This is a genomic window from Streptomyces rubellomurinus, assembly GCF_000961885.1.
GTDB classification, from domain to species: Bacteria; Actinomycetota; Actinomycetes; order Streptomycetales; family Streptomycetaceae; genus Kitasatospora; species Kitasatospora rubellomurina.
On record NZ_JZKH01000009.1, the window covers coordinates 48,061 to 74,507 of the forward strand.

23 protein-coding genes and 1 pseudogene are annotated in these 26,447 nt (G+C 74.8%); 14 read left to right on the top strand and 10 right to left on the bottom strand.

Going from position 1 to position 26,447, the window contains the following annotated elements:
* Positions 1 to 76: 76 nt before the first annotated feature.
* Both VM95_RS06910 and VM95_RS06915 read right to left on the bottom strand, forming a co-directional pair.
* Positions 77 to 1,090, bottom strand: a complete 1,014-nt coding sequence (locus VM95_RS06910; RefSeq protein WP_045693140.1) for an aldo/keto reductase — start codon at positions 1,088 to 1,090, stop codon at positions 77 to 79.
* 134 nt (positions 1,091 to 1,224) lie between these two features.
* On the bottom strand, positions 1,225 to 2,166 hold the full coding sequence (locus VM95_RS06915; RefSeq protein ID WP_052707181.1) for a class I SAM-dependent methyltransferase: 942 nt from the start codon (positions 2,164 to 2,166) through the stop codon (positions 1,225 to 1,227).
* Positions 2,167 to 2,388: 222 nt separating this feature from the next.
* On the opposite strand from VM95_RS06915, the gene VM95_RS43595 reads away from it, so the two are divergent.
* The 8 genes from VM95_RS43595 (at position 2,389) to paaE (ending at position 10,725) form a co-directional block, all read left to right on the top strand.
* Entirely contained in the window at positions 2,389 to 3,840 is a 1,452-nt protein-coding gene (locus VM95_RS43595; RefSeq protein ID WP_052707182.1) for a sensor histidine kinase, read from the top strand.
* The gene (locus VM95_RS06925) at positions 3,837 to 4,496 is read left to right on the top strand and encodes a response regulator (RefSeq protein ID WP_045693141.1); all 660 of its coding nucleotides are present in this window, start codon (positions 3,837 to 3,839) and stop codon (positions 4,494 to 4,496) included. The genes VM95_RS43595 and VM95_RS06925 overlap by 4 nt, the downstream gene beginning before the upstream one ends.
* Before the next feature lie 603 nt (positions 4,497 to 5,099).
* Positions 5,100 to 6,467, top strand: a complete 1,368-nt coding sequence (locus VM95_RS06930) for a M20/M25/M40 family metallo-hydrolase (protein WP_208615415.1) — start codon at positions 5,100 to 5,102, stop codon at positions 6,465 to 6,467.
* A gap of 188 nt (positions 6,468 to 6,655) precedes the next feature.
* Positions 6,656 to 7,708 carry a 1,2-phenylacetyl-CoA epoxidase subunit PaaA gene (gene paaA, locus VM95_RS06935; RefSeq protein WP_078859652.1) on the top strand — a complete coding sequence of 351 codons (1,053 nt, stop codon included), beginning with the start codon at positions 6,656 to 6,658 and terminating at the stop codon, positions 7,706 to 7,708.
* Entirely contained in the window at positions 7,705 to 8,034 is a 330-nt protein-coding gene (paaB, locus tag VM95_RS06940; RefSeq protein ID WP_045693143.1) for a 1,2-phenylacetyl-CoA epoxidase subunit PaaB, read from the top strand. The genes paaA and paaB overlap by 4 nt, the downstream gene beginning before the upstream one ends.
* 13 nt (positions 8,035 to 8,047) lie before the next feature.
* Positions 8,048 to 8,953 (top strand): 1,2-phenylacetyl-CoA epoxidase subunit PaaC, encoded by a 906-nt coding sequence (gene paaC, locus VM95_RS06945; RefSeq protein WP_045693144.1) that lies wholly within the window; start codon positions 8,048 to 8,050, stop codon positions 8,951 to 8,953.
* Positions 8,950 to 9,549 carry a 1,2-phenylacetyl-CoA epoxidase subunit PaaD gene (paaD, locus tag VM95_RS06950; protein ID WP_425265286.1) on the top strand — a complete coding sequence of 200 codons (600 nt, stop codon included), beginning with the start codon at positions 8,950 to 8,952 and terminating at the stop codon, positions 9,547 to 9,549. The genes paaC and paaD overlap by 4 nt, the downstream gene beginning before the upstream one ends.
* A complete protein-coding gene (gene paaE / locus VM95_RS06955; RefSeq protein ID WP_045693145.1) occupies positions 9,550 to 10,725 on the top strand; it encodes a 1,2-phenylacetyl-CoA epoxidase subunit PaaE in 1,176 nt (391 codons plus the stop codon).
* 95 nt (positions 10,726 to 10,820) lie between these two features.
* Here the strand turns inward: paaE and VM95_RS06960 are convergent, their stop codons facing one another.
* Complete coding sequence (locus VM95_RS06960; protein WP_045693146.1) at positions 10,821 to 11,951, bottom strand: NAD(P)-binding domain-containing protein; 1,131 nt, start codon at positions 11,949 to 11,951, stop codon at positions 10,821 to 10,823.
* A 186-nt stretch (positions 11,952 to 12,137) separates the two neighbouring features.
* On the bottom strand, positions 12,138 to 12,509 hold the full coding sequence (locus VM95_RS06965; RefSeq protein WP_045693147.1) for a YbjQ family protein: 372 nt from the start codon (positions 12,507 to 12,509) through the stop codon (positions 12,138 to 12,140).
* 124 nt (positions 12,510 to 12,633) lie between these two features.
* Here VM95_RS06965 and VM95_RS38600 point away from each other — a divergent pair, with 124 nt between their 5' ends.
* The 3 genes from VM95_RS38600 (at position 12,634) to VM95_RS06980 (ending at position 14,956) form a co-directional block, all read left to right on the top strand.
* A complete protein-coding gene (locus VM95_RS38600; RefSeq protein ID WP_052706619.1) occupies positions 12,634 to 13,590 on the top strand; it encodes a hypothetical protein in 957 nt (318 codons plus the stop codon).
* Positions 13,591 to 13,623: 33 nt separating this feature from the next.
* Positions 13,624 to 14,166 (top strand): hypothetical protein, encoded by a 543-nt coding sequence (locus VM95_RS06975; protein ID WP_208615416.1) that lies wholly within the window; start codon positions 13,624 to 13,626, stop codon positions 14,164 to 14,166.
* A gap of 67 nt (positions 14,167 to 14,233) precedes the next feature.
* Positions 14,234 to 14,956: a peptidyl-tRNA hydrolase gene (locus VM95_RS06980; protein ID WP_045693148.1), complete on the top strand. Its 723-nt coding sequence runs from the start codon at positions 14,234 to 14,236 to the stop codon at positions 14,954 to 14,956.
* Between the two features lie 13 nt (positions 14,957 to 14,969).
* Here the strand turns inward: VM95_RS06980 and VM95_RS06985 are convergent, their stop codons facing one another.
* The 3 genes and pseudogenes from VM95_RS06985 to VM95_RS06995 all read right to left on the bottom strand — a co-directional run bounded on the left by VM95_RS06985 (position 14,970) and on the right by VM95_RS06995 (position 18,814).
* Positions 14,970 to 16,331 carry an SMI1/KNR4 family protein gene (locus VM95_RS06985; protein WP_045693149.1) on the bottom strand — a complete coding sequence of 454 codons (1,362 nt, stop codon included), beginning with the start codon at positions 16,329 to 16,331 and terminating at the stop codon, positions 14,970 to 14,972.
* A 316-nt stretch (positions 16,332 to 16,647) separates the two neighbouring features.
* Positions 16,648 to 17,724 (bottom strand): annotated as a pseudogene (locus VM95_RS06990) (fatty acid desaturase family protein); the annotation flags it as partial.
* A 7-nt stretch (positions 17,725 to 17,731) separates the two neighbouring features.
* Positions 17,732 to 18,814, bottom strand: coding sequence for a ferredoxin reductase (locus VM95_RS06995; protein WP_045693150.1), 1,083 nt, complete (start codon positions 18,812 to 18,814; stop codon positions 17,732 to 17,734).
* 147 nt (positions 18,815 to 18,961) lie between these two features.
* Between VM95_RS06995 and VM95_RS07000 the strand changes: the two genes are divergently transcribed.
* Positions 18,962 to 20,116 carry a PucR family transcriptional regulator gene (locus tag VM95_RS07000; protein ID WP_045693209.1) on the top strand — a complete coding sequence of 385 codons (1,155 nt, stop codon included), beginning with the start codon at positions 18,962 to 18,964 and terminating at the stop codon, positions 20,114 to 20,116.
* A gap of 124 nt (positions 20,117 to 20,240) precedes the next feature.
* Here the strand turns inward: VM95_RS07000 and VM95_RS07005 are convergent, their stop codons facing one another.
* The 3 genes from VM95_RS07005 to modA form a co-directional block, all read right to left on the bottom strand.
* A complete protein-coding gene (locus VM95_RS07005; RefSeq protein WP_045693210.1) occupies positions 20,241 to 21,305 on the bottom strand; it encodes an ABC transporter ATP-binding protein in 1,065 nt (354 codons plus the stop codon).
* A 58-nt stretch (positions 21,306 to 21,363) separates the two neighbouring features.
* Entirely contained in the window at positions 21,364 to 22,170 is an 807-nt protein-coding gene (locus VM95_RS07010; protein ID WP_045693211.1) for an ABC transporter permease, read from the bottom strand.
* A 158-nt stretch (positions 22,171 to 22,328) separates the two neighbouring features.
* A complete protein-coding gene (modA, locus tag VM95_RS07015; RefSeq protein WP_045693151.1) occupies positions 22,329 to 23,180 on the bottom strand; it encodes a molybdate ABC transporter substrate-binding protein in 852 nt (283 codons plus the stop codon).
* Positions 23,181 to 23,591: 411 nt separating this feature from the next.
* Between modA and VM95_RS07020 the strand changes: the two genes are divergently transcribed.
* Together VM95_RS07020 and VM95_RS07025 are read left to right on the top strand one after the other, a co-directional pair.
* The gene (locus tag VM95_RS07020; RefSeq protein WP_045693152.1) at positions 23,592 to 24,659 is read left to right on the top strand and encodes an RNA ligase (ATP); all 1,068 of its coding nucleotides are present in this window, start codon (positions 23,592 to 23,594) and stop codon (positions 24,657 to 24,659) included.
* Between the two features lie 101 nt (positions 24,660 to 24,760).
* Positions 24,761 to 26,188 (top strand): cytochrome P450, encoded by a 1,428-nt coding sequence (locus VM95_RS07025; protein ID WP_078859654.1) that lies wholly within the window; start codon positions 24,761 to 24,763, stop codon positions 26,186 to 26,188.
* Positions 26,189 to 26,447: the final 259 nt, after the last annotated feature.

The following is a 26,447-nucleotide window of genomic DNA, read 5'->3' on the forward strand; positions in this document are numbered from 1 at the left end:
TGCTGGGGGGTACTGAGTGGTGCCGGGTGGTGCTCGGGGCCCGGCCGGGGCCGGGGGTCCTTCGGTGGCCCGGAGGTCAGCGCTCGCTGTCCAGGTGGGCCATCTGGGCGGCGGCGTAGCGCTCGCCGGCTGCGGAGCCGGCCGGGACGGCGGCCTCGATCGCGGCGAGGTCCGCCTCGGTCAGGTCGACGTCCAGGGCGCCGAGGGCCTCGGCCAGCCGGTCGCGGCGGCGGGCGCCGACCAGGGGGACGATGTCCTGCCCGCGCGAGCCGACCCAGGCGATGGCGACCTGGGCGACGCTCGCCCCCTTGGCGGTGGCGACCGCGCGCAGCGCCTCGACGAGCGCGAGGTTGTGGGCCAGGTTCTCGCCCTGGAAGCGCGGGCTGTGGCCGCGGAAGTCGGTGGCGGCGAGCGTACGGCCCTGCTCCCAGTGGCCGCTGAGCAGGCCGCGGGACAGCACCCCGTACGCGGTGATCCCGATGCCGAGCTCGCGGGCGGCGGGCAGCACGGCGGACTCGATCGAGCGGGAGAGCAGCGAGTACTCGATCTGCAGGTCGCAGATCGGGTGCACGGCGGCGGCACGGCGCAGGGTGTCGGCGCCGACCTCGGACAGGCCGATGTGGCGGACGTAGCCGGCCTTCACCAGGTCGGCGACGGCGCCGACGGTCTCCTCGATCGGGACCTTCGGGTCCAGCCGCGCCGGGCGGTAGACGTCGACGTAGTCCGTGCCCAGGCGGCGCAGGGTGTAGGCGAGCGCGGACTTGGTGGCGGCCGGGCTCGTGTCGAGGCCGAGCACCGCGTTGTCCGGGCCGCGCAGGGCGCCGTACTTCACGCTTATCTGCACGCGGTCGCGGTCGCGGCCGCGCAGCGCCCGGTGGATCAGGAGCTCGTTGTGGCCCATGCCGTAGAAGTCGCCGGTGTCGAGCAGGGTGACCCCGGCGTCCAGGGCGGCGTGGATGGTGGCGATGCTCTCGGCCTCGTCGGCCGGGCCGTACAGGTCGGACATGCCCATGCAGCCGAGGCCGAGGGCGGAGGTGGGGAGTCCGGAGGTGCCGAGGGTGCGCTGTGCGGTGCTGACGTTCGAGGACATGCGAGCTCCAGGGCTGGGAACGACGCCGGTCGGCGAGGGACGGGTGACCCGGGTCTCACTATGGCATGACAGCGAACAGATTTCAAAATCTGTTCGCTGTCATCTGTTTTTTGTTACTTGTTACTTGACGCTTGTCAGCCGAGCGGCGCGCCCCGGGCCCCGGCGCACGGCCGCGCGACCTCCGGCCACCAGTCCTCCCGCCCGCCCGGCGCCCGCAGCAGGTGGGCGCGGGCGGGCGGCAGGTTGTGCCACGCCGTGCGCGCGCCCAGCCCGTACGCCGCCTCGAAGCCCCGCAGCAGCCGCACCACGGCCCGGTGGCGGGCGCCCCGGCGGGGCCCCGAGACGAGGGTGCGCGCCGCCGTCGTCCCGAGGTAGCCGAAGTACGTCAGCTCCCCGCCGGGCACCAGCAGCCGCAGGTAGAGGTCGAGGACGGCCCGGACCTGCACCGGCTCGAAGTTGGTGAACGGCAGGCCCGAGACGATCACGTCGTACCGTTCGCCGAGCCCGCCCGACGTGTCCGGCCCGCCCCGGCCGCCCTGCCCGCCCTGCCCGGCCCGGTCGCCCCGGCCGTTCGCACCCGCCCCGCCGTCCTCCGGCGCCGGGCGACGGCACCCCGGCAGCTCCTCCACCCGGCAGGCCGACAGCCGCACCTCCACCCCCGGGCGGCGCGCTGCCAACACCGGGTCCTCCCGGAGCCGTTCGGCGAACCGCGGGTTCGCCTCCACGACGTGCAGACGATCCCCCGGGCGCAGCACCTCGACCAGTCGGCGGGTCACCGCACCCGTGCCCGCGCCCACCTCCAGCACCGAGAGCGGCCGGTTCGGCCGACTGGTGACCGGCACCACCAGCGCGTTCACCAGCTCCGGCCCGCTCGGGGCCAGTGCCCCGGTGTCGTGGAAGGCGCGCAGCGCCTCGGCGAGGAACAGCAGGTGGTCCCTGCCCGCCGGCGACCGGGACGGCGGTGCGGACCGCGAGGCGGACCACGAGGCGGACCGCGGCGCGGGCTGCGGTGCCGGCGGTGAACTGCTCGGCAGCGTGGGGGAGTCGGAGCCGGGGCGGAGCTGGTCGTTCGTCATACCGTCGACGCTAGGGAGCCCGCGGCCGCCCCGAATCGGCCGGGGAGCGACGCCCACCCCCGACCAAAGTCGAGGGTGCGGCTGCCCGGAAGACGGCCGCGCCCTGCCGCCGCCCGCCCTAGCATCGAGCCGGACGGAGAGCCGGACCGCGGCGCCGGACGGAGAGCCGGACCGCGGAACCGGAAACCGGAACCGGAACCGGAACCGGAAGGAGTGAGCCCCGTGCGCGCAGGCCCGCTCGGCTGGTACGGCCCGGACCGCAGCCTCCGGACCGACACCCTCCTGCTGCTCGGCATCCTCGCCCTGAGCGTCGAGGAGGCCGTCGCCCAGTGGCTGCGCATCGACGGCCCGCTGCGCCTGCCCGCCACGGTCGCCGCCTCGCTGGCCGCGCTCTCGCTGGTCCTCGCCCGCCGCCACCCGCTGGCCTCGGCCGTCCTGCCGGTCCTCACCGGCGGCCTGCTGAACCGCGCCGTCCCCGGCCTGCTGAGCGTCTACCACCTCGCCTACCTGGGCCGCCCCGGCCCGGCGGTCGCGGGTGGCGTGGTCATCGCGCTGCTCCGCGCCGCCGGGGCCGACTCGCTGGTCGGCTGGGCGGGCACCACCGCCTCCGAACTCCTCGTCCAGGCCGCCACGTTGTCGGTCGGACTGTGGCTGCACGGCAGACGGGTGCTGATCCGCACCCTGCACGAGCAGGTCGACGCGCTGCGCCGCGAGCGCGAACTGCGCGCCGAGCAGGCGCGTGCCGCCGAACGCGCCCGGATCGCACGGGAGATGCACGACGTGCTGGCCCACCGGCTGAGCCTGCTGGTGCTGCACGCCGGGGTACTGCGCGACCAGGCCCGGGCCGGCACCGTCGCCGCCGACCCGGACCGGCTCACCCACCGTCTCGAACTGCTCCGCACCACCGCCGCCCGCTCGTTGGACGACCTTCGCGACGTCCTGGGCGCCCTGCGGGCGGACCCGGCGGACCCGGCGGACCCGGCGGAGGCCGAGGACGCCGAGGGCGCCCGGCACGCGGTGGTCCCGGTCGGCCTGCCCGGTTCGTCCGGCCGCCCGTCCGGCGCGTCCGTGGAGTCCTGGCAGCCGGCCGGCCAGCACGGGGAGGGCGCGCACACCCCGCGCGTCCCGGCACCCGCCCTGCGCGACCTCACCGAACTCGTCGACGAGGCCGTCCAGGCCGGCCAGCGGGTCGAACTGGCCCTGTCCGGCGACCCGGAGGCCGTCCCGACCACCCACCGGCTGGCCGTGCACCGCCTGGTCCAGGAGGCGCTGACCAACGCCCGCAAGCACGCGCCCGCCGCGCCCGTCGACGTCCGGGTCGCGTACGGCGCCCCCGCCACCACCGTCGAGGTCCGCAACGGGAGCGGCCGGGCCCAGCCGGACGGGCCGGATCGGTCGGACCGGCCGGATGGATCGAACGGGCCGGACCGGCAGGGCAGCGGCGGCGGTTACGGCCTGGTCGGGCTCACCGAACGGGTCGGCGCCCTCGGCGGCCACCTCGACGCGGGCCCGGACGGCAGCGGCGGCTTCCGGCTCTCCGCCCGGCTGCCCGCGCCCGACCGACCGTCGCAGCCCGAAGCCGTACCCGAGCCCGCGCCCGCACCCGCCGCGGGCACCGTGGCCGCCACCGGAGACGCCGCACCGGCCGGTCCGCAACCGAAGGGCACCGCATGATCCGCACGATGGTGGTCGACGACGACGCGCTGGTCCGGCTCGGCCTCGTCGACCTGCTCGCCCAGGACCCGGCGCTCACCGTGGTCGCCGAGGCCGCGGACGGGCTGCAGGCCGTCGAACTGGCCCGCGGCCTGCGGGTCGACGTCGCGCTGATGGACATCCGGATGCCCCGGCTCGACGGCATCGCCGCCACCCGGCGCCTGCGCGAACTCCCGGACGCCCCACGGGTGATCGCGCTCACCACCTTCGACCTCGACGAGTACGTGTACCAGGCGCTCGCCGCCGGCGCCGACGGCTTCCTGCTCAAGGACACCCCGCCGGCCGAGATCGCCCGGGCCGTCCACGTGGTCGCGGCCGGGCAGGGCATGCTGCACCCGGCGGCCGCGCGGCGACTGATCGACCGCTACCACCGTGCGGGCGCGCCCCGGTCGGTCGCCGCACGGGGCCGGGTGGCCGGGCTCACCCCGCGCGAGGCCGACGTGCTGCGCGAACTCGCGGACGGGCTCTCCAACGCCGAGATCGCGGGCGTCCTCGGGATGCGGGAGAGCACCGTCAAGGCGCACGTCAGCCGCATCCTGACCGCGCTCGGCGTCGGCAACCGCGTCCAGGCCGCGCTCCTGGCGCGCGACGCCGGGCTGGCCGGGGACGGGGCCTGAGCCGGGCCCGAACGGGGCCCGCTCGGGGCCGGCCCGGACTCGGTTTCCCGACGCCGTCGCGCGCCTCCGGAACGCATCGCGGACTGATCCGCTGTCACCCATCCGGCGTGGAAATCCCGCGCCTTGGCGGTTTGCGCTGCCGAACGCGGGCGGCGGGTCCATGGTGGAGTTGGGCGCGATCCGGCGACCGCGCCCGCGCGTCGGGTCGGGTTCGCCGCGCCGTGCGTCCGCCACCGTCTCCGCTGACGGGCGCCCTCGGCTGGGGCCCGAACCGGTGCGCTGGGAACAGGGCCACCTCGCAGGAAACCGAACGGTTCTTCTAGGCTCACATCTCGGCTCCCTGCGGCGGTCCTGCCACTGCCCGCCGCCGGGAAGCCGTCGTCCACGGGGCTCCGGGCGGACCGGGGCCACCGGATCGAGCGAGGAGGACGCAATGCCAAGCACGCCGCCCAGCCGTTCCACCGCACTTGGGCCAGACGGGCCGTTCCGGGGGGCCGCACCCCATCCCGGCCGCCCGGCGGGGCCCCGCCGGGCCTGGAGCCCGGGCGGGAGCGGCCGACCGGTACGGCCGCTGAATACCGGCGGCGGCCGCGGAGGCGAGCGTTGAGTCCCCAGATCGTCGGGCCCCCGGCCGTCGCACCGGACACCGCCGACGAACCCGACCGCACGGAGCCGGCCGCCGCCCAGACCGCCGCCGCCCACATCGCCGCCACCACCACGGCGCCCGCGACCGCGCCTTCGGCCGCTGCCACCGCCACTGGCGCTGGCACTGGCACCGGCACCGGCACCGTCACCAAGGCCCTGCCGGGACTTCCGCAGGCGCTGAGCACCCGCGCCCGCACCCTCTCCGGCGCCGTCCGGCGCCGCTGCGCCGACCTGGCCCGGATCGAGTCCCCCAGCGGCGACGCGCCCAGACTCGACGCGCTGGCCGAGGAGTTGGCCTCCGGATTCCGGGCCACCGGTGCCACGGCCCGCCGCGAACCCGGGCCGGCCGGCGACCACCTCCTCCTGGAGTGGGCGGGCCAGGACGAATCCCTGCCGCACCTGCTGATCGTCGGCCACCACGACACCGTCTGGCCGGTCGGCACCCTCGCCGAGTGGCCGGTCGCCGAGCGGGACGGTGTGCTCACCGGCCCCGGCGTCGTCGACATGAAGGGCGGACTCGCCGTCCTGGAAGGCGCGTTCGCGCTGCTCGCCGACCTCGGGCAGCGGCCGCACCGCACCGTACGGCTGGTCGTCGTCTCCGACGAGGAGGTCGGCAGCCCGGACGGGCGTCTCCTCGTGGAACGCCAACTACGCGGCGCGGCAGCAGTGTTGGGGCTCGAACCGCCGCACCCGGACGGCCGGCTGAAGACCGCCCGGCGGGGCAGCACCCGGGTGCGGCTGACCGTGACCGGGCGCGAGGCCCACGCGGGCAACGACGCCCACGAAGGAGTCTCGGCGGTGGACGAGCTGGTCGACCAGCTGGTCGCCGTCCGAGGCCTCGCCCGGCAGCCCGGTACCGAGCTCAACGCCGGGCGGATCAGCGGCGGTTCGCGGGCCAACGTGGTCGCGGGGCGCGCCGAGGCCGAACTCGGCCTGCGGTTCGCCACCGCCGAGGCGCAGCGCCGTACGCTCGACCACCTCGCCCGGCTCACCGCGCTGCGCCCGGGCGCCCGAGTCCGCACCGAGGTGCTCTCCAGCCGTCCGGCGTGGCCCGAGCGGACCGGCAACCCGCTGCTGCGGCACGTCCGTTCGCTCGCCGCCGTGCTCGGGCAGCAGTTGGACGGCGGGCCGGCGGGCGGGGCGGGGGACACCAACCTGCCCGGCTCGCGCGGACTGCCGACTCTGGACGGCTTCGGCGCGGTGGGCGCCGGTGCCCACGCCCGGCAGGAGCACATCCGCCTCGACCAGCTCGCGCCCCGGATCGCGCTGCTCGCGGCCCTGCTGGCGGTGCCGCTGCCGCGCCTGCGGGACCGCTCCGAAGGGTGACGCCGGCCGCGGCCGGCGAACGGCCGAAGGCGGCGGCGAACAGATGACGGCGAACAGCTGACAACAGACGGATAACAGCGAACAGATTTCAGATGACAGATAACAGCTGACAGATTTCAACATCTGTCAGCTGTTATCTGTTGGTCCCCCCGCATCCTCCTTGCCATCCCCCCGCCCCGCCGCGCACAATGGTACCGACCGAACGGTCAGTCGGTTGGCGCCCCGGGCGGCGCGACAGGGCAGGAGAGGGGACCGTGGTGACAGCAGAGGTGGCCGAGGCGGTCCCCGACCGGACGGCGGAGGAGCGGTTCGAGGCGGTGGTCGCCGCCGAACAGCGGATCGAGCCCCGGGACTGGATGCCCGACGCCTACCGGGCGACCCTGATCCGCCAGATCGCCCAGCACGCCCACTCCGAGATCATCGGCATGCAGCCCGAGGGCAACTGGCTCACCCGCGCGCCCTCGCTGCGCCGCAAGGCCATCCTGCTCGCCAAGGCCCAGGACGAGGCCGGCCACGGCCTCTACCTCTACGCCGCCGCCGAGACCCTCGGCGTCGACCGCGCCGAGCTGACCGAGAAGCTGATCAGCGGCCGCCAGAAGTACTCCTCGATCTTCAACTACCCGACCCTGACCTTCGCCGACGTCGGCGTGATCGGCTGGCTCGTGGACGGCGCCGCGATCTGCAACCAGGTCCCGCTCTGCCGCTGCAGCTACGGCCCGTACGCCCGCGCGATGGTGCGGATCTGCAAGGAGGAGTCCTTCCACCAGCGCCAGGGCTACGAGCTGCTGATGACCCTGATGCGCGGCACCGAGGCGCAGCGCCGGATGGTCCAGGACGCGGTGGACCGCTGGTGGTGGCCGTCGCTGATGATGTTCGGCCCCTCGGACGCCGAGTCGCCGAACACCGCCCGCTCGATGGCCTGGCGGATCAAGCGCCACACCAACGACGAGCTGCGGCAGCGCTTCGTCGACATGACCGTCCCGCAGGCCCAGCACCTGGGCGTCACCCTCCCCGACCCCGAGCTGCGCTGGAACGAGGAGCGCGGCGGCTGGGACTTCGGCGAGCCGGACTGGTCCGAGCTCACCAGGGTCATCCACGGCCAGGGCCCGTGCAACACCCAGCGGGTCGAGCGCCGCCGCGCCGCCCACGAGGACGGCGCCTGGGTCCGCGAGGCCGCCGTCGCCTACGCGGCCAAGCGGGCGGCCGAGCAGCCGCACACCGAAGAGGAGAACGGAAAGTGACCGAGTCCAAGGCCGATTCCAAGGCCGGGTCCAAGGCCGGGTCAAAGACTGGCTGGCCCCTGTACGAGGTGTTCGTGCGCCCCCGGCGCGGCCTGAACCACGTCCACGTCGGCTCGCTGCACGCCGCCGACGACCGGATGGCCCTGCTCGCCGCCCGCGACCTCTACACCCGCCGCAACGAGGGCGTCAGCCTCTGGGTGGTCCGCTCGGACGCGATCACCGCCTCCACCCCGGACGAGCGCGACCCGTTCTTCGAGCCCAGCGGCGACAAGGTCTACCGCCACCCGACCTTCTACGACATCCCCGAGGATGTCCCGCACATCTGACGGGGGAACCGCCATGCAGCACCGCACCGCCTCCACCACCGAGGACGACCACGTCTACCTCAGCCTCGCCGAGTCCGACTCCGGCCCCGAGGGCGAGGGCCGCTGGGCGTACGGGACGGGCTTCGCCGACCCGCTGCTCGGCGTGGACACCGCCCTGCCCCCCGGCCTGGACGGCGACGACCTGGCCGCCTACTGCCTGATGCTCGGCGACGACGCCCTGGTCCTCGCCCAGCGGCTGATCGAGTGGTGCACCCGGGCGCCCGAGCTGGAGGAGGAGGTCGCGCTCGCGAACCTCGGCCTGGACCTGCTCGGCCAGGCCCGCCTGCTCCTCACGCGGGCCGGCCAGGCGGACGGCACCGGCCGCACCGAGGACGACCTGGCGTACTGGCGGGAGGACCACGAGTTCCGCAACGTCCGGCTGGTGGAGACCCCGAACGGCGACTTCGCGTACTCGATCGCCCGGCTGCTGCTGTTCGCCACCGCCCGCGGGGCCCTGTACGAGGCGCTGGCCGCGCACCCCGACCCGGTGCTCGCCGCGGTCGCCGCCCGGGGCGTCAAGGAGCTGGCCTACCACCGCGAGTACGCCACCGCCTGGACGCTGCGGCTCGGCGACGGCACCCCGTACTCGGCGCAGCGGATGCAGGCCGGCCTGGACGCGGTCTGGCCGCTGCTGGAGGAGCTGTTCACCGCGCACCCGGTGGAGCTGCGGGCGGGCGTCGATCCGGCGCGGCTGCGCGAGCCGGTGCTGCGCTCGCTCGGCGCCGTCCTCGCCGAGGCCGGACTGACCGTGCCGGACGTCCCGCCGCTGGCCCCCGTGCTGGGCCGGGCCGGCCGGCACGGCGTGCACACCGAGGCGCTCGGCCCGCTGCTCGCCGAGCTGCAGGTGGTGGCCCGCGCCCACCCGGGGGCGACGTGGTGACCGCGGTGACGACCCGGGAGGCCCGGGCCTGGGAGGTCGCCTCGGCCGTCCCCGATCCGGAGCTGCCCATGCTCACCCTGGCCGACCTCGGCGTCCTGGCCGGCATCGAGGTCGACGCCGGTGAAGGCGGTGAAGGCGACGGCGGTCACGGCGCCGGCGGCGCGGTCACCGCGTGGCTGACCCCGACCTACTCCGGCTGCCCGGCCGTCGCCGAGATGGCCGCCGACGTGGACCGCCGGCTGCGCGCCGCCGGATACCGGGACGTCCGGGTGCGGCTGCGCCTGGACCCGCCGTGGTCCACCGACCTGATCACCGCCGAGGGCCGCCGCAAGCTCGCCGAGGCGGGCATCGCCCCGCCGCGCCCGGGCGCCGCCGCCGCGGCGTTCGCGGCGGCCGGGCCGGTCCCGCTGGCCCTCGGCCCCACCCGCACGGCGGCCGGCGCCGCGTCCGCCGCGTCCGCCGCGTCCGCCGTGACCTGCCCGCAGTGCGGCGCCGCCGACACCGAGGAGCTGTCCCGGTTCGGCTCCACCGCCTGCAAGGCGCTCTGGCGCTGCCGCGCCTGCCGGGAGCCCTTCGAACGCGTCAAGGAGATCTGAATGCCCGCCGCCTCCGCCACCGAGAGCGCCCGGAGCCCCGAGAGCGCCTCCGTGCCCGCCGCCTCCGTGCCCGCCGCCTCCGCGCCCGCCGCCCGCCGGCCCGTCTTCCACCGGCTGCGGATCGAGCGGGTGGAACGGCTGTGCGAGGACGCCGTGGCGGTGACCTTCGCGGTGCCGGACGACCTGGCGCGGGCCTACGCCTTCCGGCCCGGGCAGACCCTGACGCTGCGCAAGGTGGTGGACGGCGTTGACGAGCGCCGCTCGTACTCGATCTGCGCCCCCGTGGACGGCCCGCTGCGGATCGCCGTCCGCGAGGTGCCCGGCGGGCTGTTCTCGCGCTGGCTGGTGCGCGAGGCCCGGCCCGGCGAGGAGGTCGAGGTGCTGACGCCGACCGGCCTGTTCACCCCCGACCTCGGCGTCCCCGCCGACCACGTGCTGCTCGCCGCCGGCTCCGGCATCACCCCGATGCTGTCGATCGCCGGCTCGGTGCTGGCCGCCGACCGCCGCTCCACCGTCACCCTGCTCTACGGCAACCGGCGCAGCGACACCGTGATGTTCGCCGACGAGCTGGCCGACCTGAAGGACCGCTACCTCGGCCGGTTCCAGCTGGTGCACGTCCTCTCCCGGGAGACCCGGGACGCCGAACTGCTCAGCGGCCGCCTCGACCCGGAGCGGGTCCGCGCGCTGCTGACGGCGCTGGTCGACGTCGAGGGCGTCGGGCACTGGTGGCTGTGCGGGCCGCTCGGCATGGTCGCCGGGGCGAAGGAGCTGCTCGCCGACCTCGCGGTGCCGGGCGAGCGCGTCCACCAGGAGCTGTTCCACGCCGAGGACGAGCCGCTCGCCGAACGCGACGAGGACTGGGACGGCGCGGACGCCGCCGCGGCCGGCGCGCCCGGCGAGCGCAGCGAGGTCACCGTCGTGCTCGACGGCCGCGGCAGCACCCTCACCCTCCCGCGCGACCGCTCGATCCTGGACGGCGCCCAGCGCTCCCGCCCCGACCTGCCGTTCGCCTGCAAGGGCGGGGTCTGCGGCACCTGCCGCGCCCTGGTCACCGAGGGCGAGGTCGAGATGCGCCGCAACTTCGCGCTGGAGGAGAAGGAACTGGCGGCCGGCTACGTCCTCACCTGCCAGGCCCGCCCGCTGACCGACCGGGTGACCGTCGACTACGACCGCTGAGCCGCGCACGCCCCGGCCCACCGCCCGATCACCGCGGCCGATCACCGTGGCCGTCGCCGCGGTGATCGGGCGGTGGGCGGTACCCGCCGCGATCCTCAGACCGCGACCGCGACCGCGACGGCGACCTCGGCGGGCGGCGCCGCCGGGTCGCCGAGCAGCGCGACGAGGTCGTTGACGGCCGCGCGCCCGGCGCGGTTGGCGCCGATGGTGCTGGCGGACGGGCCGTAGCCGACCAGGTGGACGCGCGGGTCGAGGGTGGCCCGGGTGCCGGTCAGGGCGATGCCCCCGTGCGGGGAGCGCAGGCCGAGCGGGGCCAGGTGGCCGACCTCGGGCCGGAAGCCGGTCGCCCAGATGATCGCGTCCACCGCCGACTCCTCGTCGCCCCAGGCGACTCCGTGCTCGGTGAGCCGGTCGAACATCGGCCGCCGGCGCAGCGCGCCCAGCGCCTCGGCCCGCCGGTAGGCGACGGACGGGCCGAGCCCGGTCACGCTCACCACGCTGCGCGCCGGCAGGCCCAGCCGGACCCGCTCCTCGACCTTCGCGACCGCCGCGCGCCCGTACTCCGGGGTGAACGGCCCTTCGTGGTACGCCGGTTCGGAACGGGTGACCCAGATCGTCTCGCCGACCGCCGCCACCTCCGACAGCACCTGGATCGCGGACGCGCCCCCGCCGACCACCAGGACGCGTCGGCCGGCGAACTCCTCCGGGCCGCGGTACTCGGCGTAGTGCAGCTGCCGGCCCGCGAACCGGCCCGGGTAGTACGGCCGGAAGGGGCGGGTCCAGGTGCCGGTGGCGTTGATCAGCGCGCGGGTCGACCAGGTGCCGCGGTCGGTCTCGACCAGCAGCCGGGAGTCCGGCCGTTCGGACTCGGCACGTACGGCGCGGACCGTCACGGGGCGCACGACCGGGAGCGCGTGCCGGGCCTCGTACGCCGCGAAGTACCCCGGCACCACCTCGCGTGCGGGCGCCTCGGGGTCGGGCACGGGCAGGACGGCGTCCGGGAGGTCGTGGAAGCCGTGCACGGTGGCCATCCGCAGCGACGGCGAGCGGTGCGCCCAGGCCCCGCCGGGCGCGGAGTCGGCGTCGAGGACGACGAAGCCGCAGGGGGAGCGGGCGGCGCCGGCCCGGTACGGGGCGAAGCCGCGGCGGCGCAGGTGGTAGGCGGCCGACAGGCCCGCCTGGCCGGCGCCCACCACGACGACGTCCACGGCCGCGACGAGGTCCACGGCCGCGACGAGGTCCGGCGCGGCGGTGGCGACCGCCGTCGCGGTCGCCGTCGCCGCCGTTCCGGTCGCCGGGGTTCCCGTCGTGGTGCGGGCGGCCGCAGCGCCGTAATTAGTTGAGCCGTAAACAGTCACGTCGGGGAAACGGCGCCGGCCCGGCGGGTGTTCCCGCCGGGCCGGTGGACGTGCTCAGGCGCTGCGGGAGATCACCGCGGCCGTGCCGTAGGCGCAGACCTCGGTGCCGACGTCCGCCGCCTCCGTGACGTCGAAGCGCATCATCAGGACAGCGTTGCCGCCGCGCGCCTTCGTCTGCTCGATCAGCCGCTGCATCGCCTCGTTGCGGCTCTCGACCAGCGTCTTCGTCAGGCCGCGCAGCTCACCGCCGATCAGCGACTTCAGGCCCGCGCCGATCTGGCTGCCGATGTGGCGGCTGCGCACGGTCAGGCCGAACACCTCGCCGATCACGTGGTCGACCCGGAAGCCGGGGATGTCGTTGGTGGTCACGACCAGGACGTCTGCGTTCGGGACCTGCCCGCCGCCGTACTCGTTGATGTCTGCCATGCGCCCCATCCTGCCGGTGTCGTGCGTCCGAGTGACAGAGGCGTGGCCGGGCCGTGACCGAGAAGGCATCCGGAAGCTGGTCCGGACCGGTGATCGGACGGGCGAAAAGCCGTACCGTAGCCCCATGGGCGAGCGAAGCGATCATCCGCAGGGGCCGGGCGCGGCGGAACACTCGGGCGGCTCCGGCGGCCCGGGCGACTCCGGTGCGCAGGAGATCGAGGCGACGGTGGTGCTGGGCCTGCGCATCACCGACTGGCCGGCGCTGCGCGCGGCCGCGGTCCGGGCCGTCGAGGAACTGCACTTCGAGGGCATCGACCCGGCGGGGCAGCGCCGCGAACTGCTGCGCGAGGTGACCGAGGACGCCAACGCGGCGCTCGGCGCGCTGCTGCACCCGGACCGGCTGGTGGCGGCCATCCCCGGCGTCGAGGCGCTCGGCGGCACGCTGGAGATCAGCGTCACCGAGGACTTCACGCCGGATTTCGCCGAACTCTTCCCGCTGGAGAGCGAGGAGGAGGACGGCGGCGCCGGGACCGACTGGACCCTCACCCCGCGCACCGCCTGCCTCCTGCACGCCCAGCTGCTCGGCCTCGCCGACGCCGCCTACGACGACCTGGAGGAGCACGGCGACGAGCCGGTCGCCGAGGGCGAGGACGTCGACTGGACGGTCTTCGCCCGGCTGCCCCAGCGCACCTGGCGGCTGCACCGGGGCTGGCGCCGCGCGATGGCCCGGGCCTTCGACGACCTGGCCGACGACCTCGCGCTCGGCGAGTGGCCGCTGCCGCGCTGCCTGGCCGAGGACGTCGCGCTGCGGATGGCCCTGGTGGACGCCCGGGCGCTGCTCGGCGCGCAGCCCGAATCGGTCGCCGACATGATGGGCGACCTGCCGGCCGACCTGTACGACTACGACTGGGACGGCTGCCACGACGAGCTCTTCGGCGTCTACGGTCCCGACGAGGGCGACCCCGAGCTCGGCGCGGAGCAGCGCACCGAACTGCTGCTGGCGGCCACGCACCCCGAGGGCTGGTTCCTGATGTACGAGGACGCGGAGGAGCGGGACCCGCAGCGCGGCTACCGGCGCTGAGCGGGCGCCGGGGGTGGCGGCTAGGCTGCGGGCATGTCCGAAGTGCCCGAAGCATCCGAAGTGCCCGAACTGTTCGATCCCGAGGGGCGAGGCGGTGCCGGGCCCGGCGGCGCCGGGGCGGGCGGCGACGGCCCGGCGCTGGAGCGGATCGGCCTGGGGCTGGACGGAGTCCGGGCGGCGCAGCGCGGCCGCTCGGCCGAGGCGCGGGCCCTCTTCGAGGCGCTCTGGGAGGCGCTCGGCGAGCGCGACGTCTTCCACCGGTGCGTGCTCGCGCACTATCTGGCGGACCTGCAGGACGACCCGGCGGCGGAACTGGAGTGGGACCGGCGGGCGCTGGCCGCCGCCGACTCGCTGACCGCCGAGCGCGCGCAGACCTACGAATCCGCCCTACAGGTGCGCGCCTTCTACCCGTCGCTGTACCTCAACCTGGCCTCCGACCACCTCAAGCTCGGTGAACCCGACCTGGCGCGCGAGCAGTTGGAGCGCGCGGTGCGCAGCCTGGACGCGCTGCCGGAGGACGTCTACAGCGCCGGCATCCGGACGGCGGTCGACGAGCTGCGGCAGCGGCTGCGCTGACCGGCCGGCCGGCCGGGCGGGGGAGGCCGGGCCGGGCCGGGTTCCGGCGGGCTGGCATGCTGGACGGGTGACTTCTCCGTTCGACGCCCCCGCCGCAGCTCCCGCCCCCGCCGCCCCCGAGGACCGTGACGCGCGGCCGCAGTACGTGCTGCCGCTGGTCGTCCGGCTGGAGAAGGCCACGCCGCCGGGGCGGACGGACGCGCTGGAGACCTCGGCCCGCGCGGTGCTGACCCTGCTGGCCGACCCGAGGACGGCCGGGCCCGACGGCGAGTGGGCGGAGCGGGTCGCCGCCTGGGAGGACGCCCGGATCCGCAAGGTCGTCCGCCGGGCCCGGGGCGGGGAGTGGCGCCGGGCCGGGGAGCTGCCGGGCATCACGGTGCACGGGCGGGAGGCGGAGGTGCGGGTCTTCCCGCCGGTCCCGCTGGACGGCTGGCCGAAGGAGCTCGCCAAGCTGCAGGTCTCCGGGACGGACCTGGAGGAGACGGCCGAGGTCGGCGCCCCAGAGCCGGGTCTGCCGGTGCTGTGGCTCAACCCGGAGCTGGACATGAGCGCCGGCAAGACCATGGCGCAGACCGGGCACGCCGCGCAGATCGCCTGGTGGCGGCTGGACGAGGCGCAGCGCAAGGAGTGGGCCGAGGCCGGCTTCGCGCTCGCCGTCCGGACCGCCGCGCCGGAGCGCTGGGCGGACCTGCTGCGCAGCGGACTGCCGGTGGTGCGGGACGCGGGCTTCACCGAGATCGCCCCGGGCAGCTGCACGGTGATCGCGGAGCACCCCGCGCTGCTGCGGTGAGCGCGTACGGGGCCTAGTCGTTGCGCCACAGCGTCCGGCCGTCGTCCTCGATCGTGTACCGGCCGGATTCCATGTCGTCCGCGACCCGTTCGAGCATCGCCAGCCAGCTCGGCGCCTGCACGCCCGGCCAGCTGTCATGGCTGATCCGGATCACCTGCCCGTACCGTCCGGCGGGCGCCGGGTCGAGGTCCAGGACGTCCCAGTCGCTGTCGGCCACGTGCAGCGGGACCCAGCCGGGGCGCCAGCCGTAGTCCCCGCGGATCTCCGGGACCTGCTGGCTCCCCTCCTCCCAGTCCATCCCGTCCGTGCGCCGCTCGGCGAGTTCGCCGATGTCGTGGTGCGGGCACAGTCCGAGGACGAGGCCGTCGTACTCGACGGCGCGGTGCAGGGCCAGGGAAGCCGCGAAGTCCACGGGCAGGGCGAAGCCCAGCTCCGACTCCAGCGCGGCGATCTCGGCGGCGCTCGCGCCGGGTCCGAAGCGGATGACGAAATCGGGGTAGCGGGTCCGCAGTTGCTCCCGGATCCGGTGCCACGCCCGCGCGACGCGTTCGCGGATCGCGTCGGCCTCCGCCTCGCCGAGCTCCGGCGGAAGGGGGCCGGCGGTGGGGTCGGCGACTCCGGCGGCCAGCAGTGCGGCCGCGGTCCGCTCGAAGGCGTCGGCGTCCACCTCGGCCAGCCGGTGGACCGCGTGCCACCGGGCGCAGTCGGACAGGGCGGTGTTCTGCGCGGTCGCGGTGAGCGCCAGCACGGTCGGCTGCCGGTAGTGCTCGCCGCAGGCCAGGATCCGGGTGACGACGTCGTCCTCGCGGTGGTGCCGGCGGCGGATCGCGAAAGCCGGGCCCAGCGGCAGTGACCGCAGCGCCAGGGCGGCGGCATCGTCCTCGAACCCGGACGCCCGTGCGGCCGGGGAGCCGACGAGGTCGTGCAGCGGCGTACCGGCGTCGACGATCCCGTTCAGGACCGGACGCAGCAGGGGATGGAAGGCCGGCCCCAGGGCGAGCAGTTGCCGCCAGGCCATGCTCGCGCCGGGCATCGCACCGGTGCGGGCGATCGCGGCGAGCCGCTCCGCGGCGGTCCGTGCCCGGTCGGATCCGAGCAGGACGTAGTCCTCGGCGAGGGCCAGGAAATCGGCGTCCTCCGTGGCCCCGACCAGGACGTCGAGCCGCGACCGGTCCTGGCGCGGATCACCGAGCAGGCCGAGCACGATGTGATGCCGCGCGGCATCGCCCGCGGCCGAGGACGTCCGGCACGGGTCCCTGCGGGGATCCGCGAGGAAGCGGCGGACCGCGGCGACGGCCGACGGTACTTCACCGGGCGCCAACTCGGCGAGCGCCCGGGCGACCGGGCCGCGCCCGTGGGCGGCGGCGTGCGACACGAGGACGTGGTGCAGGATCCTGCCGATCTCCGCCCGCCGCGACGGGTCGGACGCCAGCTCCGTCCGCGCCGCGGACAGGAGGGCGCCGGAGTTCCACCAGTCCGATGGCGGAACCAGAGCGGTGGCCGGGCAGGACCTACCGGGACAGGGACTCGTCGCTTCCACGACCGACGACACTAGCGACGCCCACTGACAGTCCGGCGGCCGAGACCGGTCCCCGCGCGCGGCCCGGCTTCCTGGCCCAGGGCCTCCCGGCCCCGGTCTTCCCGGCCCAGGGCTTCCCGGCCCAGGGCTTCCCGGCCCCGGTCTTCCCGGCCTCGGGCCTCCTGGTCGGCAGCGAGAGCCGGAAGACCTTGTGCCACGCGGAGAACACCTGCTTGGGCAGCGGCCCGGTGACGTACTCCAGCTCGTACTTCTCGAACAACGCGCGCACCTTCACCGCGACTTCGGCGTACCGGTTGCTCGGCAGGTCCGGGAACAGGTGGTGCTCGATCTGGTGGGACAGGTTGCCGGTCATGAAGTGCATGGCCTTGCTGCCGCTGATGTTCGCCGAGCCCATCATCTGGCGCAGGTACCACTGGCCGCGCGTCTCGCCCTCGACCGACCGGCGCTCGAAGACCTGGACGCCCTCGGGGAAGTGCCCGCACATGATCACCGAGTGGGACCAGATGTTGCGGACCACGTTCGCGGTGAACGTGGCGGCGAGCGTGGTCGCGAACGACGGGCCCGACAGCAGCGGGTGGATCACGTAGTCCTTGAGCACCTGCTTGCGGATCTTGCGACCCACGGCCCTGGCCCGCGCGCGGAACTCCGGGTCCTTGCGGCGGCGCCCCTGCAGGTTCTTGCCGAGCTCCAGGTCGTACGCCGCGATGCCGTACTCGAAGAAGCAGGCGTTGACGAAGTTCCACAGCGGCTGGCCGAGGTGCAACGGGTGCCACTTCTGGTCCTCGTCGACGCGCATGATGCCGTAGCCGAGGTCGTTGTCCTTGCCGATCACGTTGGTGTACGCGTGGTGCAGCTCGTTGTGCGAGTGCTTCCACTGCTCGGACGGCGAGACGTGGTCCCACTCCCAGGTGGTGGAGTGGATCTTCGGATCCCGCATCCAGTCCCACTGGCCGTGCAGGACGTTGTGGCCGATCTCCATGTTGTCCATGATCTTCGCCACGGACAGGCCGGCGGTGCCGATCAGCCACGCGGGCGGGAAGAGCGAGAACAACAGCACGCCCCTGCTGGCCAGTTCGAGCTTGCGCTGCGCCGAGATGACCTTGCGGATGTAGGCGGCGTCCTTCTCGCCGCGGTCGGCGATCACCTCGTCGCGGATCGCGTCCAGCTCGCGGCCGAGCTCCTCGATCTGCTCCGCGGTCAGGTGGGCGGTGGGGTCGATGGCGGTCAAGGCGCTTCTACCGTTCGATGTCGCAGGGGCCCGCCGCGGCGGACACGCAGGTCTGGATGAGGACGCCCGGCTCCGCCTCGGTGATCTCGCCGGTGCGCAGGTCGCGGACGGCGCCCGCCCTGAGCGGTGTGACGCAGCCGAAGCAGATGCCCATGCGGCACCCGGAGGGCATGAGCACGCCGGCCTCCTCGCCGACGTCCAGCAGCGGTGTGGTGCCGTCCGCGTCGACGGCCTTGCCGGTGAGGCTGAACGTGACCTCGCCGCCGGCGGTGTCGGCGCCGCTCCCGTCGCCGCTGCCGGCGACGGTGATGCGGGGGCGGAACCGTTCGGTGTGCAGGCGCTCCTGGACGCCGTGCTCGGCCCAGTGCTCCTCCGCGGCGTCGAGCAGGCCCGCGGGCCCGCAGGCCCAGGCCTCGCGCTCGGCCCAGTCGGGCACGAGTTCGCCGAGACGGGCGACGTCGAGCCTGCCGTCCGTGTCGGTGTGCACCTCGGTGAGGCGCAGCCTCCCGTCCGCCACCAGGTCGTGCAGTTCGTTGCGGAAGATCACGGCTCGCGGCCGTGGTGCGCAGTGGACCATCACGACGTCGTCGACCTCGGTGTCGCGCAGCATGCCCATCACGGGCGTGATGCCGCTGCCGGCCGTCAGGTAGAGCACCTTGGCGGGCGTGACGCGGGGCAGCACGAAGTCGCCGGCCGGCTGGTCGAGCTGGACCAGCGTGCCCGGTGCCGCCCGGTGGACGAGGTGGTTGCTGACCTTGCCGCCCGGGACCGCCTTCACGGTGATCGTGATGCGGCCGTCCCGGCGGTTCGTCGGCGAGGTGATGGAGTAGCTGCGCCACAGGCGCCTGCCGTCGACATCGACCCCGATCCGCACGTACTGACCGGCCGTGTGGCCGCGCCAGCTCCGTCCCGGCCTGATCACGACGGTCGCGGCGTCGGCCGTCTCGGGGTGCACGGCCTCGATGCGCCCACGGAGGTCGGCGCCCGCGCGCAGCGGGCTGACCAGGTCGAGGTAGTCCGACGGCAGCAGCGGCGTCGTGACCATCTCCAGCAGTTTCCACGCCCTGCTGCGCAGGGCTGCACTCGTCATGACTCCAGCTTGCTGCGCCTCAGGGCGTAAAGTCCTGACCGTAGGGCGTAAACCTGATCGGCTGAATTGTTCGCAGGGAACAAGTCTGTGGGGAACCGGTTCGCGGGGAACGAGTCCGCAGGGAACGAGTTCGCAGGGAAGAAGAACGTGAGCCAAGCAATCCGGAGGGCCGGCGAGCTGGTCCTGGACGAGACGACCGTCACCGCGCTTCGGGGCGCGCTGACGGCCACCGCCGACGAGGTCGTCGAGGCCATCATCGACGAGGTCCCCTCCTACGCCAACGCCCTTTCGGGCCGCATGGGCGGCACGATCCGCCGAGCCGTCCGCACCGCCCTGGGGCACTACCTGGACCTCGCGAGCGGGAACGCCACGAGCGGCGACGCCGGTGACGCGGCCTACGAGCTGGGCCGCGGCGAGGTGCGCGACGGCCGTTCGATGGACGCCCTGCTCAGCGCCTACCGCGTCGGCGCCCGCGTGGCCTGGCGCTGCCTGGCAGCCGGTGCCGTACCCGCGGGCCTGCCCGCCGCCCAGGTCGCCAAGTTCGCCGAGCTGACCTTCGCCTACATCGACGAGCTCTCCGCCGCGAGCGCCGCGGGCCACGCCGACGAACTGGCCGCCCGGGGCAGGGCCCACGAGCGCCACCTGGAACAGCTGGCCCGCGACCTCCTCGCCGGTGCGAGCCCGGACGTGCTGCGGGCCTCTGTTCAACGCGCCGGGTGGCAGCCCCCGAACTCGCTGACCGCGGTCCTGCTGCCCACCGCCCAGGCCCGGCCCGCCTACCGCGTGCTCGACCCGAGCACCCTGGTCCTCGACGATCTGCCGGACGCCACCGGTGTGTTGCTCGTTCCCGATGCCGACCGGTCCCACCTCTTGCGGCAGCTGGCCGACCGCACCGCCGTGGTCGGCCCGGCGCGGCCGTGGACACGCGCGTGCGCCTCGTACGCGCGAGCCGTACGTGCGCGCTCCCTCTCCGCTGACATCCGCGACACCGAGGAGCACCTGCCCGAGCTGGTGCTGAGCGCCGACGCGGACGCGTTCGCGGACCTGCGTGCCCGGGCCCTCGCGCCGTTGCGGACCCTGCCGGCCGCGACCGCGCGGCGGCTGGAGGAGACCTTGCGGGCGTGGCTGCTGCACCAGGGCAGGCGGGACGAGGTGGCGGCGGCGTTGTTCGTCCATCCCCAGACGGTCCGGTACCGGATGTCGCAGCTGCGGGAGCTGTTTCCGGATCTCGCATCGCCGCACCGGGTCCTCGAACTGACCCTCGCGGTGGGGCTTCAGCAGCAAGTAGCGAGTAACGGATGACAGATGTCAGCGAACAGATAACAGATAACAGATGTTGAAAGTTGTTATCTGTTATCTGTTCGCTGACATCTGTTCGTCCCCGTCCCCGTCCCCGTCCCCGTCGCCGGAGCCCTTCCGGGCCGGTCTACGCCGGGTAGGCGTGGGTCTGGGCGGCCTTGACGGAGGCCCAGACCTCTGCCCCGGGTGCGAGGCCCAGCTCCGCGACGGCGGCCGGGGTGAGGTCGGCGGCCATCGGCAGCTCGCCCGCGAGTTCGGCGCGGACCTGGTCGCCGTGCAGGTCCAGGCCGGTCACCTCCGCCCGCCACAGGTTGCGGGCGCTGCTGTGCGGCCGTTCCCCGTACAGGGTCACCGCGGACGGCGGGAAGGCGACGAAGGCCGGGCCGGACAGCGCCTCGGCGGTGGCGAGCACCGTGCCGTCCGGGAGCGTGACGTGCGTGCCCTCGGCCACGCCCTGGTACAGGTTGAGCCCGACCAGGCGGGCGATGTAGTCGGTGCGCGGCCGCCGGGCGATCTCCGCCGGGGGGCCGGACTGCACCTCGCGCCCGTCCTCGATCACCACCAGCCGGTCGGCCAGCACCATGGCGTCCAGCGGATCGTGCGTCACCAGCACCGCCACCGCCTCGAACTCGGCGAGGTGGCGCCGCAGTTGGGCCCGTACGTCGAGCCGGGTGCGGGCGTCCAGGGCGGCCAGCGGCTCGTCCAGCAGGAGCAGCCGGGGCCGGACGACGAGCGCCCGGGCGAGTGCCACCCGCTGCGCCTGGCCGCCGGAGAGCCGGCCGGGACGGGCGGAGGCGTGCTCGGCCAGGCCCATCCGCTCCAGCCAGTCGGCCGCCTCGGCGCGGGCGGCGCGCTTGGGGCGCCCCTGGCAGCGCGGGCCGAAGGCGACGTTGTCGAGCGCGCTGAGGTGCGGGAACAGCAGGTAGTCCTGGAACACCACGCCGACCGGGCGTTCCTCGGCGGGGGTGTGCAGGCGCTGGGCCGGGTCCTCCAGCAGCCGGTCGTCCAGCCGCAGGTGGCCGCCGGTGAGCGGGAGCAGGCCGGCGAGGGCGCGCAGGGCGGTGGACTTGCCCGCGCCGTTCGGGCCGAGCAGGGCGACCACTTCGCCGGGGGCGGCGGCGAGCGCGAGGTCGAGGGTGAAGGCGGGGCGGTCCACCCGCAGGTGGGCGTCCAGGGCGGTCGGGGTGCTCATCCGGGCGGCGTCCACGGGGTTCGGCGGAGTGGTGCGGTCCTGGGTCACGGGCGCGGCCTCACGGGGTGGACAGCCAGCGGTCGCGCAGGCCGGCCAGGACGGCGACGGAGACCGCCAGCAGGACCAGCGACAGGGCGATCGCGGCCTGCGGATCGGACTCCATCGCCAGGTAGACCGCCAGCGGCATGGTCTGGGTGCGGCCCGGGAAGTTGCCCGCGAAGGTGATCGTCGCGCCGAACTCGCCGAGCGCCCGGGCCCACGCCAGCACGGCCCCGGCGCCGATCCCCGGGGCGATCATCGGCAGGGTGACCCGGCGGAAGGCGGTCAGCCGGGAGGCGCCCAGGGTGGCGGCCGCCTCCTCGAAGCGGGGGTCGGCGGCCCGCAGCGCCCCCTCGACGCTGATCACCAGGAACGGCATCGCCACGAACGCCTCGGCGATCACCACGCCGGCGGTGGTGAACGGCAGCGTGATGCCGAAGGCCGAGTCGAGCCAGGAGCCGACGATGCCGCGCCGCCCGAGCACCAGCAGCAGCGCCACGCCGCCGACCACCGGCGGCAGGACCAGCGGCAGGGTCACCAGCGCCCGGACCACCCGCCGGCCCGGCAGATCGGTGCGGGCGAGCAGCCAGGCCAGCGGGACGCCGAGGACCAGCGACACCGCCGTGGCCGCCGTCGCGCTGATCAGCGACAGGCGCAGCGCGTCCCAGACGGCGGTGCTGGTCAGCTGCTCGGACAGGCCGCTCCACGGCGCCCGGACGAGCAGGCCGACCAGCGGCAGGATCAGGAACGCGAGCCCGAGCAGAGCCGGGAGAGCCAACGCCACCGGGGTACGACCCGAGCCGGGGCGCCGGCCCCGGCGCGGCAGGGCCGGGGCGGGGCCGGCCGGGCCGACGCCTCCCCGGCGGGCGCCGCGTTCGCCACCGCGACCGGTGCCGCGAGCGGTGCCACTATTGGCGCCACTGTCGGCGCCGTGATCGGTGTCGTGACCGGCCGGGTGGCGGTCGGCGTCGGCGCTGCGGTCGTTCACGGGGCCTGGAAACCGGCCGCGGTCAGGACCTGCTGGGCCTCGGGCGACTGGACGTACGCGACGAACGCGGCGGCGCCGTCCTTGTTCGGAGCCTTGGCGAGCGCGGCGATCGGGTAGTCGTTGACGGCCTTGGCGGCCTCGGGGAAGTCCACGCCGTCGATCTTCGCAGCATCGGCCCGCACATCGGTCTTGTACACCAGCGAGGCGTCGACCTCGCCCAGCTCGACCTTGGTGAGCGCGCCCTTGACGTCCTGCTCCAGGGTGACCGGGGTGAGTTCGACGCCGGCGGCCTTGAGCGCCGTCAGCGCGGCCGCGCCGCACGGCACCTCCTTCGCGCAGAGCGCGACCTTCACCCCGGAGCCGGCCAGGTCCTTGAGGCCGGCGAGGTGCTTGGGGTTGCCCTTGGGCACGGCGATAGCGAGCGTGTTCCGGACGAAGACCGCCGGTTGGCCGCTCGCCCCGCCCGCGTCACTGACGGTCTTCATGGTGGCCGGGCTGGCGGCGGCGAACACGTCCGCCGGGGCACCGGAGTTGATGCTGGTGGCGAGGCTGGAGCTGCCGCCGAAGTTGAAGGTGACCTTGGCGCCGGGGTTCGCCGCCTCGAACTTCTTGCCCAGGTCGGTGAACGTCTCCTTGAGCGAGGCGGCGGCGAAGACGGTGATCGTGCCGTGGGCCTTCGGGACGCCGGCGCTCGCACCGGTGCCGGTGGCCCCGGCGGACGCGGAGGCTCCCGAGCCGGCGGACGTGCCGCCGTCGCTGCCGCAGGCGGTGGCCCCGAGGCCGAGCACGAGGGCCGCGACGGCGGCGACGGCGAGCCTGCGGGCGGGGGCGGGCGTGCGGATGCTCATCGGGGCTTCCCCTCCAGGGTGCGCGCCGGGCGGGGCGCGAGGGCGACGGAGCCGCAGGTGCGGCCATTTCGGTGATCATAGTGCCGCAGATGCGAGTGCAGAATCCCCTGTCGCTTCGGACAGGCCCGGGGCGCCGGGGCCGTCCGTCCGGCTGTGGGAAGGCGCAAGGCGGGCCGTGGGCGCGGGCCGGACCGTACGGGCGGCGCCTCGGTTCGTGACGACGGCTGACGACGGCCGGCGACGGCCCACGGCAGGTGGTGGCAGGTGGCGGCGGCGGAAAACGGCAGGTGGCGGCGGGCGGCCGCGGGAAATTGCGTCGCGCCCGCGCGCCCGACCGGTCAGAGTGGGCGCAGTTCGTACGCATGGCCGGGTGCCGTTGCCCGGCCGGGCCCATAGGGGAGGAGTCCGTCCATGTCCACGCTGCGCGTCACCGCGGAGAAACTGATCGTCCTGGAGCACCCGAATGCCGACGCCCTGGAACTCGCGCAGGTCGGGCTCTACCGGGCGGTGGTCGCCAAGGGCACGTACCGGACGGGCGACTTCGCCCTCTACATCCCCGAGCAGTCCGTCCTCCCGGACGAGCTGGTCGCGGAGCTCGGCCTGACCGGGAAGCTGGCGGGCTCGAACGCGAACCGGGTCAAGGCGGTACGGCTGCGCGGCGAGCTGTCGCAGGGCATCGTCTGCCGGCCCGCCGCGCTCGCCGGCACCGACCTGGCGGCCGCCGCCGAGCGGGGCGAGGACTTCGCCGAACTGCTCGGCGTCGTCAAGTGGCAGCCGCCGGTGCCGACGTCGATGAACGGCGAGGTGGTCAGCGCCCCGGACCTGCTGCCCTGGGTGGACATCGAGAACCTCAAGCGCTACCCGGACGTCTTCGAGCCGGGCGAGCCGGTCGTGCTCACCGAGAAGCTGCACGGCAGCTGCTGCCTGGTCACCTACACGGCCGCCACCGGCGAGGTCCAGGTGTCCTCCAAGGGGATCGGCGCGCAGGGCCTCGCGCTGATCGAGGACGAGCGCAACCTCTACTGGCGGGCGGTGCGCGCGCACCGCATACCGGAGGTGGCGGCGCGGCTGGCCGAGCGGCTGGGCGCCGAGCGGGTCGGCATCTTCGGCGAGGTCTTCGGCGAGGGCGTGCAGGACCTGACGTACGGTGCCTCCGCGCGCACCGAACTGCCCGGCTACGCGGCCTTCGACGTGTCGGCCGTGGTCGACGGGCAGCTGGTCTGGCTGCCCGCCGCCGAACTGCTGGACGGCGAGCTGCCGTTGGTGCCCGAGCTGTGGCGCGGGCCGTTCGACCGGGAGACCGTGCTGGCCCTCGCGGAGGGCCGGGAGACCTTCTCCGGGCGCGAACTCCACCTGCGCGAGGGCGTCGTGGTCCGCCCGGTGACCGAGCGCTGGAGCCCGCTGCTCGGCGGGCGGGCGATCGCCAAGGTGGTCGCCGACGCCTACCTGACCCGCAAGGGCGGCACCGAGTACGAGTAGGAGGGGGCTGCGGCCGGTGCCCGGAGGGAACTCTTCCGGGCCTTCCGGGGTTGACTACTCGTCAGTGAAGTCGACTGGTAGTCCGCGTCGAAGGAGTGCCGATGCCCACCGCAACCGAAGCCCCGGCCCCCACCCCGGCCGCATCCGGATCCGCCGTCGCCCCGGTGCCCGGTCCGCCCGGGAGTCCGCTGACCGGGTCGTTGTTCGACCTCACCCGCCGCCCGCTGCGCACCTACCTCGCCGCCCGGCGCGACTACGGGGACGTGGTGCGCTTCACCGTGGGCCCGCCCGGGCTGCGCGCCGAGTTCTACGGCGTGTTCTCGCCCGAGGGCGTCCACCAGGTGCTGGGCAGCGAGGCGGCCAACTTCCGCAAGGAGAGCGACCTCTACGACGAGCTGCGAATAAGCGTCGGCAACGGCTTGCTGACCAGCCAGGACGAGCTCTACCAGCGCCAACGCCGGCTCATCCAGCCGCTGTTCACCCGCCGCCGGGTCGACGGCTACGCGGACGCACTCGCCCAGGAGGCGCGGGCGCTCACCGAGCGGTGGCGCACCGCGCCGGGCGGGGTCGTCGACGCGGCCGAGGAGATGTCGCGGTTCGCGCTGCGCGCCGTCGCCCGGATCCTCTTCGGCGCCGACGTGGAGGAGGCGGTCGAGGTGGTCAACCGCAGCTTCCCGGCGCTCGGCGCGTTCGTCGTGGACCGCGGCTACGCCCCGGTGCGCCTGCCCCGCACCTGGCCGACCCCGGGCAACCGGCGCGGCCTGGCGGCGCAGCGGGCGCTGTACGGGGTCTGCGACCGGATCATCGCCGAGCGGGCCGCGCGCGGCGGCGGCGACGAGGACGCGAACGACCTGCTGACGCTACTCGGACGGGCCCGCGGCGAGGACGGCGGGCGGCTCGATCCGGCCGAACTCCGGGACCAGGTCCTGGTGTTCCTGCTCGCCGGGCACGAGACCACCGCCACCTCGCTGGCCTTCGCGCTGCACCTGCTGGCCAAGCACCCGGAGCAGCGCAGGCTCGCGCAGGAGGAGGCCGAGGCCGTCCTGGCCGGGCGGGCGCCGACCGCCGCGGACCTGGACGCGCTGCCGTACCTGACCCGGGTGATGAAGGAGACGATGCGGCTCTACCCGGCGGCGGCGCTGGTCGGCCGGCGGGTGGTCGCGGAGACGGTCATCGACGGGTACCTGCTTCCGGCGGGGGCGCAGCTCGTGGTCGCGCCGCTGGTCACCCACCGGCACCCGGACCACTGGCCGGACCCGGAGCGCTTCGACCCCGACCGCTTCCTGCCCGAGCAGGAGAAGGCCCGGCACCGCTACGCCTGGTACCCCTTCGGGGGCGGGCCGCGGGCGTGCATCGGGCAGCACTTCTCGATGCTGGAGTCGGTGCTGACCCTCGGTGTGCTGCTGCGGGACTTCGATCTGGAGGCGGTGGACCAGCGGGTGGCGCTCGGCCAGGGCATCACGCTGCAGGTGAGGAGCCCGATGCGGATCCAGGTGACGGAGCGAGGGCGGTCGCGGGCGGAGGACTGACCGCGGTCGGTGTCCGGCGGGCAGCTGGGAGGTAACGGCTGACAGATGACAACCGACGGATAACAGATTTCAGCGAACAGATAACAGATGATGAAAGTTGTCAGCTGTTCGCTGAAATCTGTTCGGTGTTCGCGGGCAAACCACCCTCCGGGCAGAGGACCGGCCCATTCGAACACATCGCCCGCGTCTCGCGGGTAGCTTTTCAGATCTTCCGGTGGCTGATTCCGGCCCCTCGATAGCGTCCCACGCACCCCAGGCC

What these genes read in the sequence shown, in the direction of transcription:
- VM95_RS06910 (WP_045693140.1), bottom strand. Translation starts at nt 1,090, where the DNA reads ATGTCCTCGAACGTCAGCACCGCACAGCGCACCCTCGGCACCTCCGGA.
- VM95_RS06915 (WP_052707181.1), bottom strand. Translation starts at nt 2,166, where the DNA reads ATGACGAACGACCAGCTCCGCCCCGGCTCCGACTCCCCCACGCTGCCG.
- VM95_RS06925 (WP_045693141.1), top strand. Translation starts at nt 3,837, where the DNA reads ATGATCCGCACGATGGTGGTCGACGACGACGCGCTGGTCCGGCTCGGC.
- paaA (WP_078859652.1), top strand. Translation starts at nt 6,656, where the DNA reads ATGGTACCGACCGAACGGTCAGTCGGTTGGCGCCCCGGGCGGCGCGAC.
- paaC (WP_045693144.1), top strand. Translation starts at nt 8,048, where the DNA reads ATGCAGCACCGCACCGCCTCCACCACCGAGGACGACCACGTCTACCTC.
- paaE (WP_045693145.1), top strand. Translation starts at nt 9,550, where the DNA reads ATGCCCGCCGCCTCCGCCACCGAGAGCGCCCGGAGCCCCGAGAGCGCC.
- VM95_RS06965 (WP_045693147.1), bottom strand. Translation starts at nt 12,509, where the DNA reads ATGGCAGACATCAACGAGTACGGCGGCGGGCAGGTCCCGAACGCAGAC.
- VM95_RS38600 (WP_052706619.1), top strand. Translation starts at nt 12,634, where the DNA reads ATGGGCGAGCGAAGCGATCATCCGCAGGGGCCGGGCGCGGCGGAACAC.
- VM95_RS06975 (WP_208615416.1), top strand. Translation starts at nt 13,624, where the DNA reads ATGTCCGAAGTGCCCGAAGCATCCGAAGTGCCCGAACTGTTCGATCCC.
- VM95_RS06995 (WP_045693150.1), bottom strand. Translation starts at nt 18,814, where the DNA reads ATGACGAGTGCAGCCCTGCGCAGCAGGGCGTGGAAACTGCTGGAGATG.
- VM95_RS07005 (WP_045693210.1), bottom strand. Translation starts at nt 21,305, where the DNA reads ATGAGCACCCCGACCGCCCTGGACGCCCACCTGCGGGTGGACCGCCCC.
- modA (WP_045693151.1), bottom strand. Translation starts at nt 23,180, where the DNA reads ATGAGCATCCGCACGCCCGCCCCCGCCCGCAGGCTCGCCGTCGCCGCC.
- VM95_RS07020 (WP_045693152.1), top strand. Translation starts at nt 23,592, where the DNA reads ATGTCCACGCTGCGCGTCACCGCGGAGAAACTGATCGTCCTGGAGCAC.
- VM95_RS07025 (WP_078859654.1), top strand. Translation starts at nt 24,761, where the DNA reads ATGCCCACCGCAACCGAAGCCCCGGCCCCCACCCCGGCCGCATCCGGA.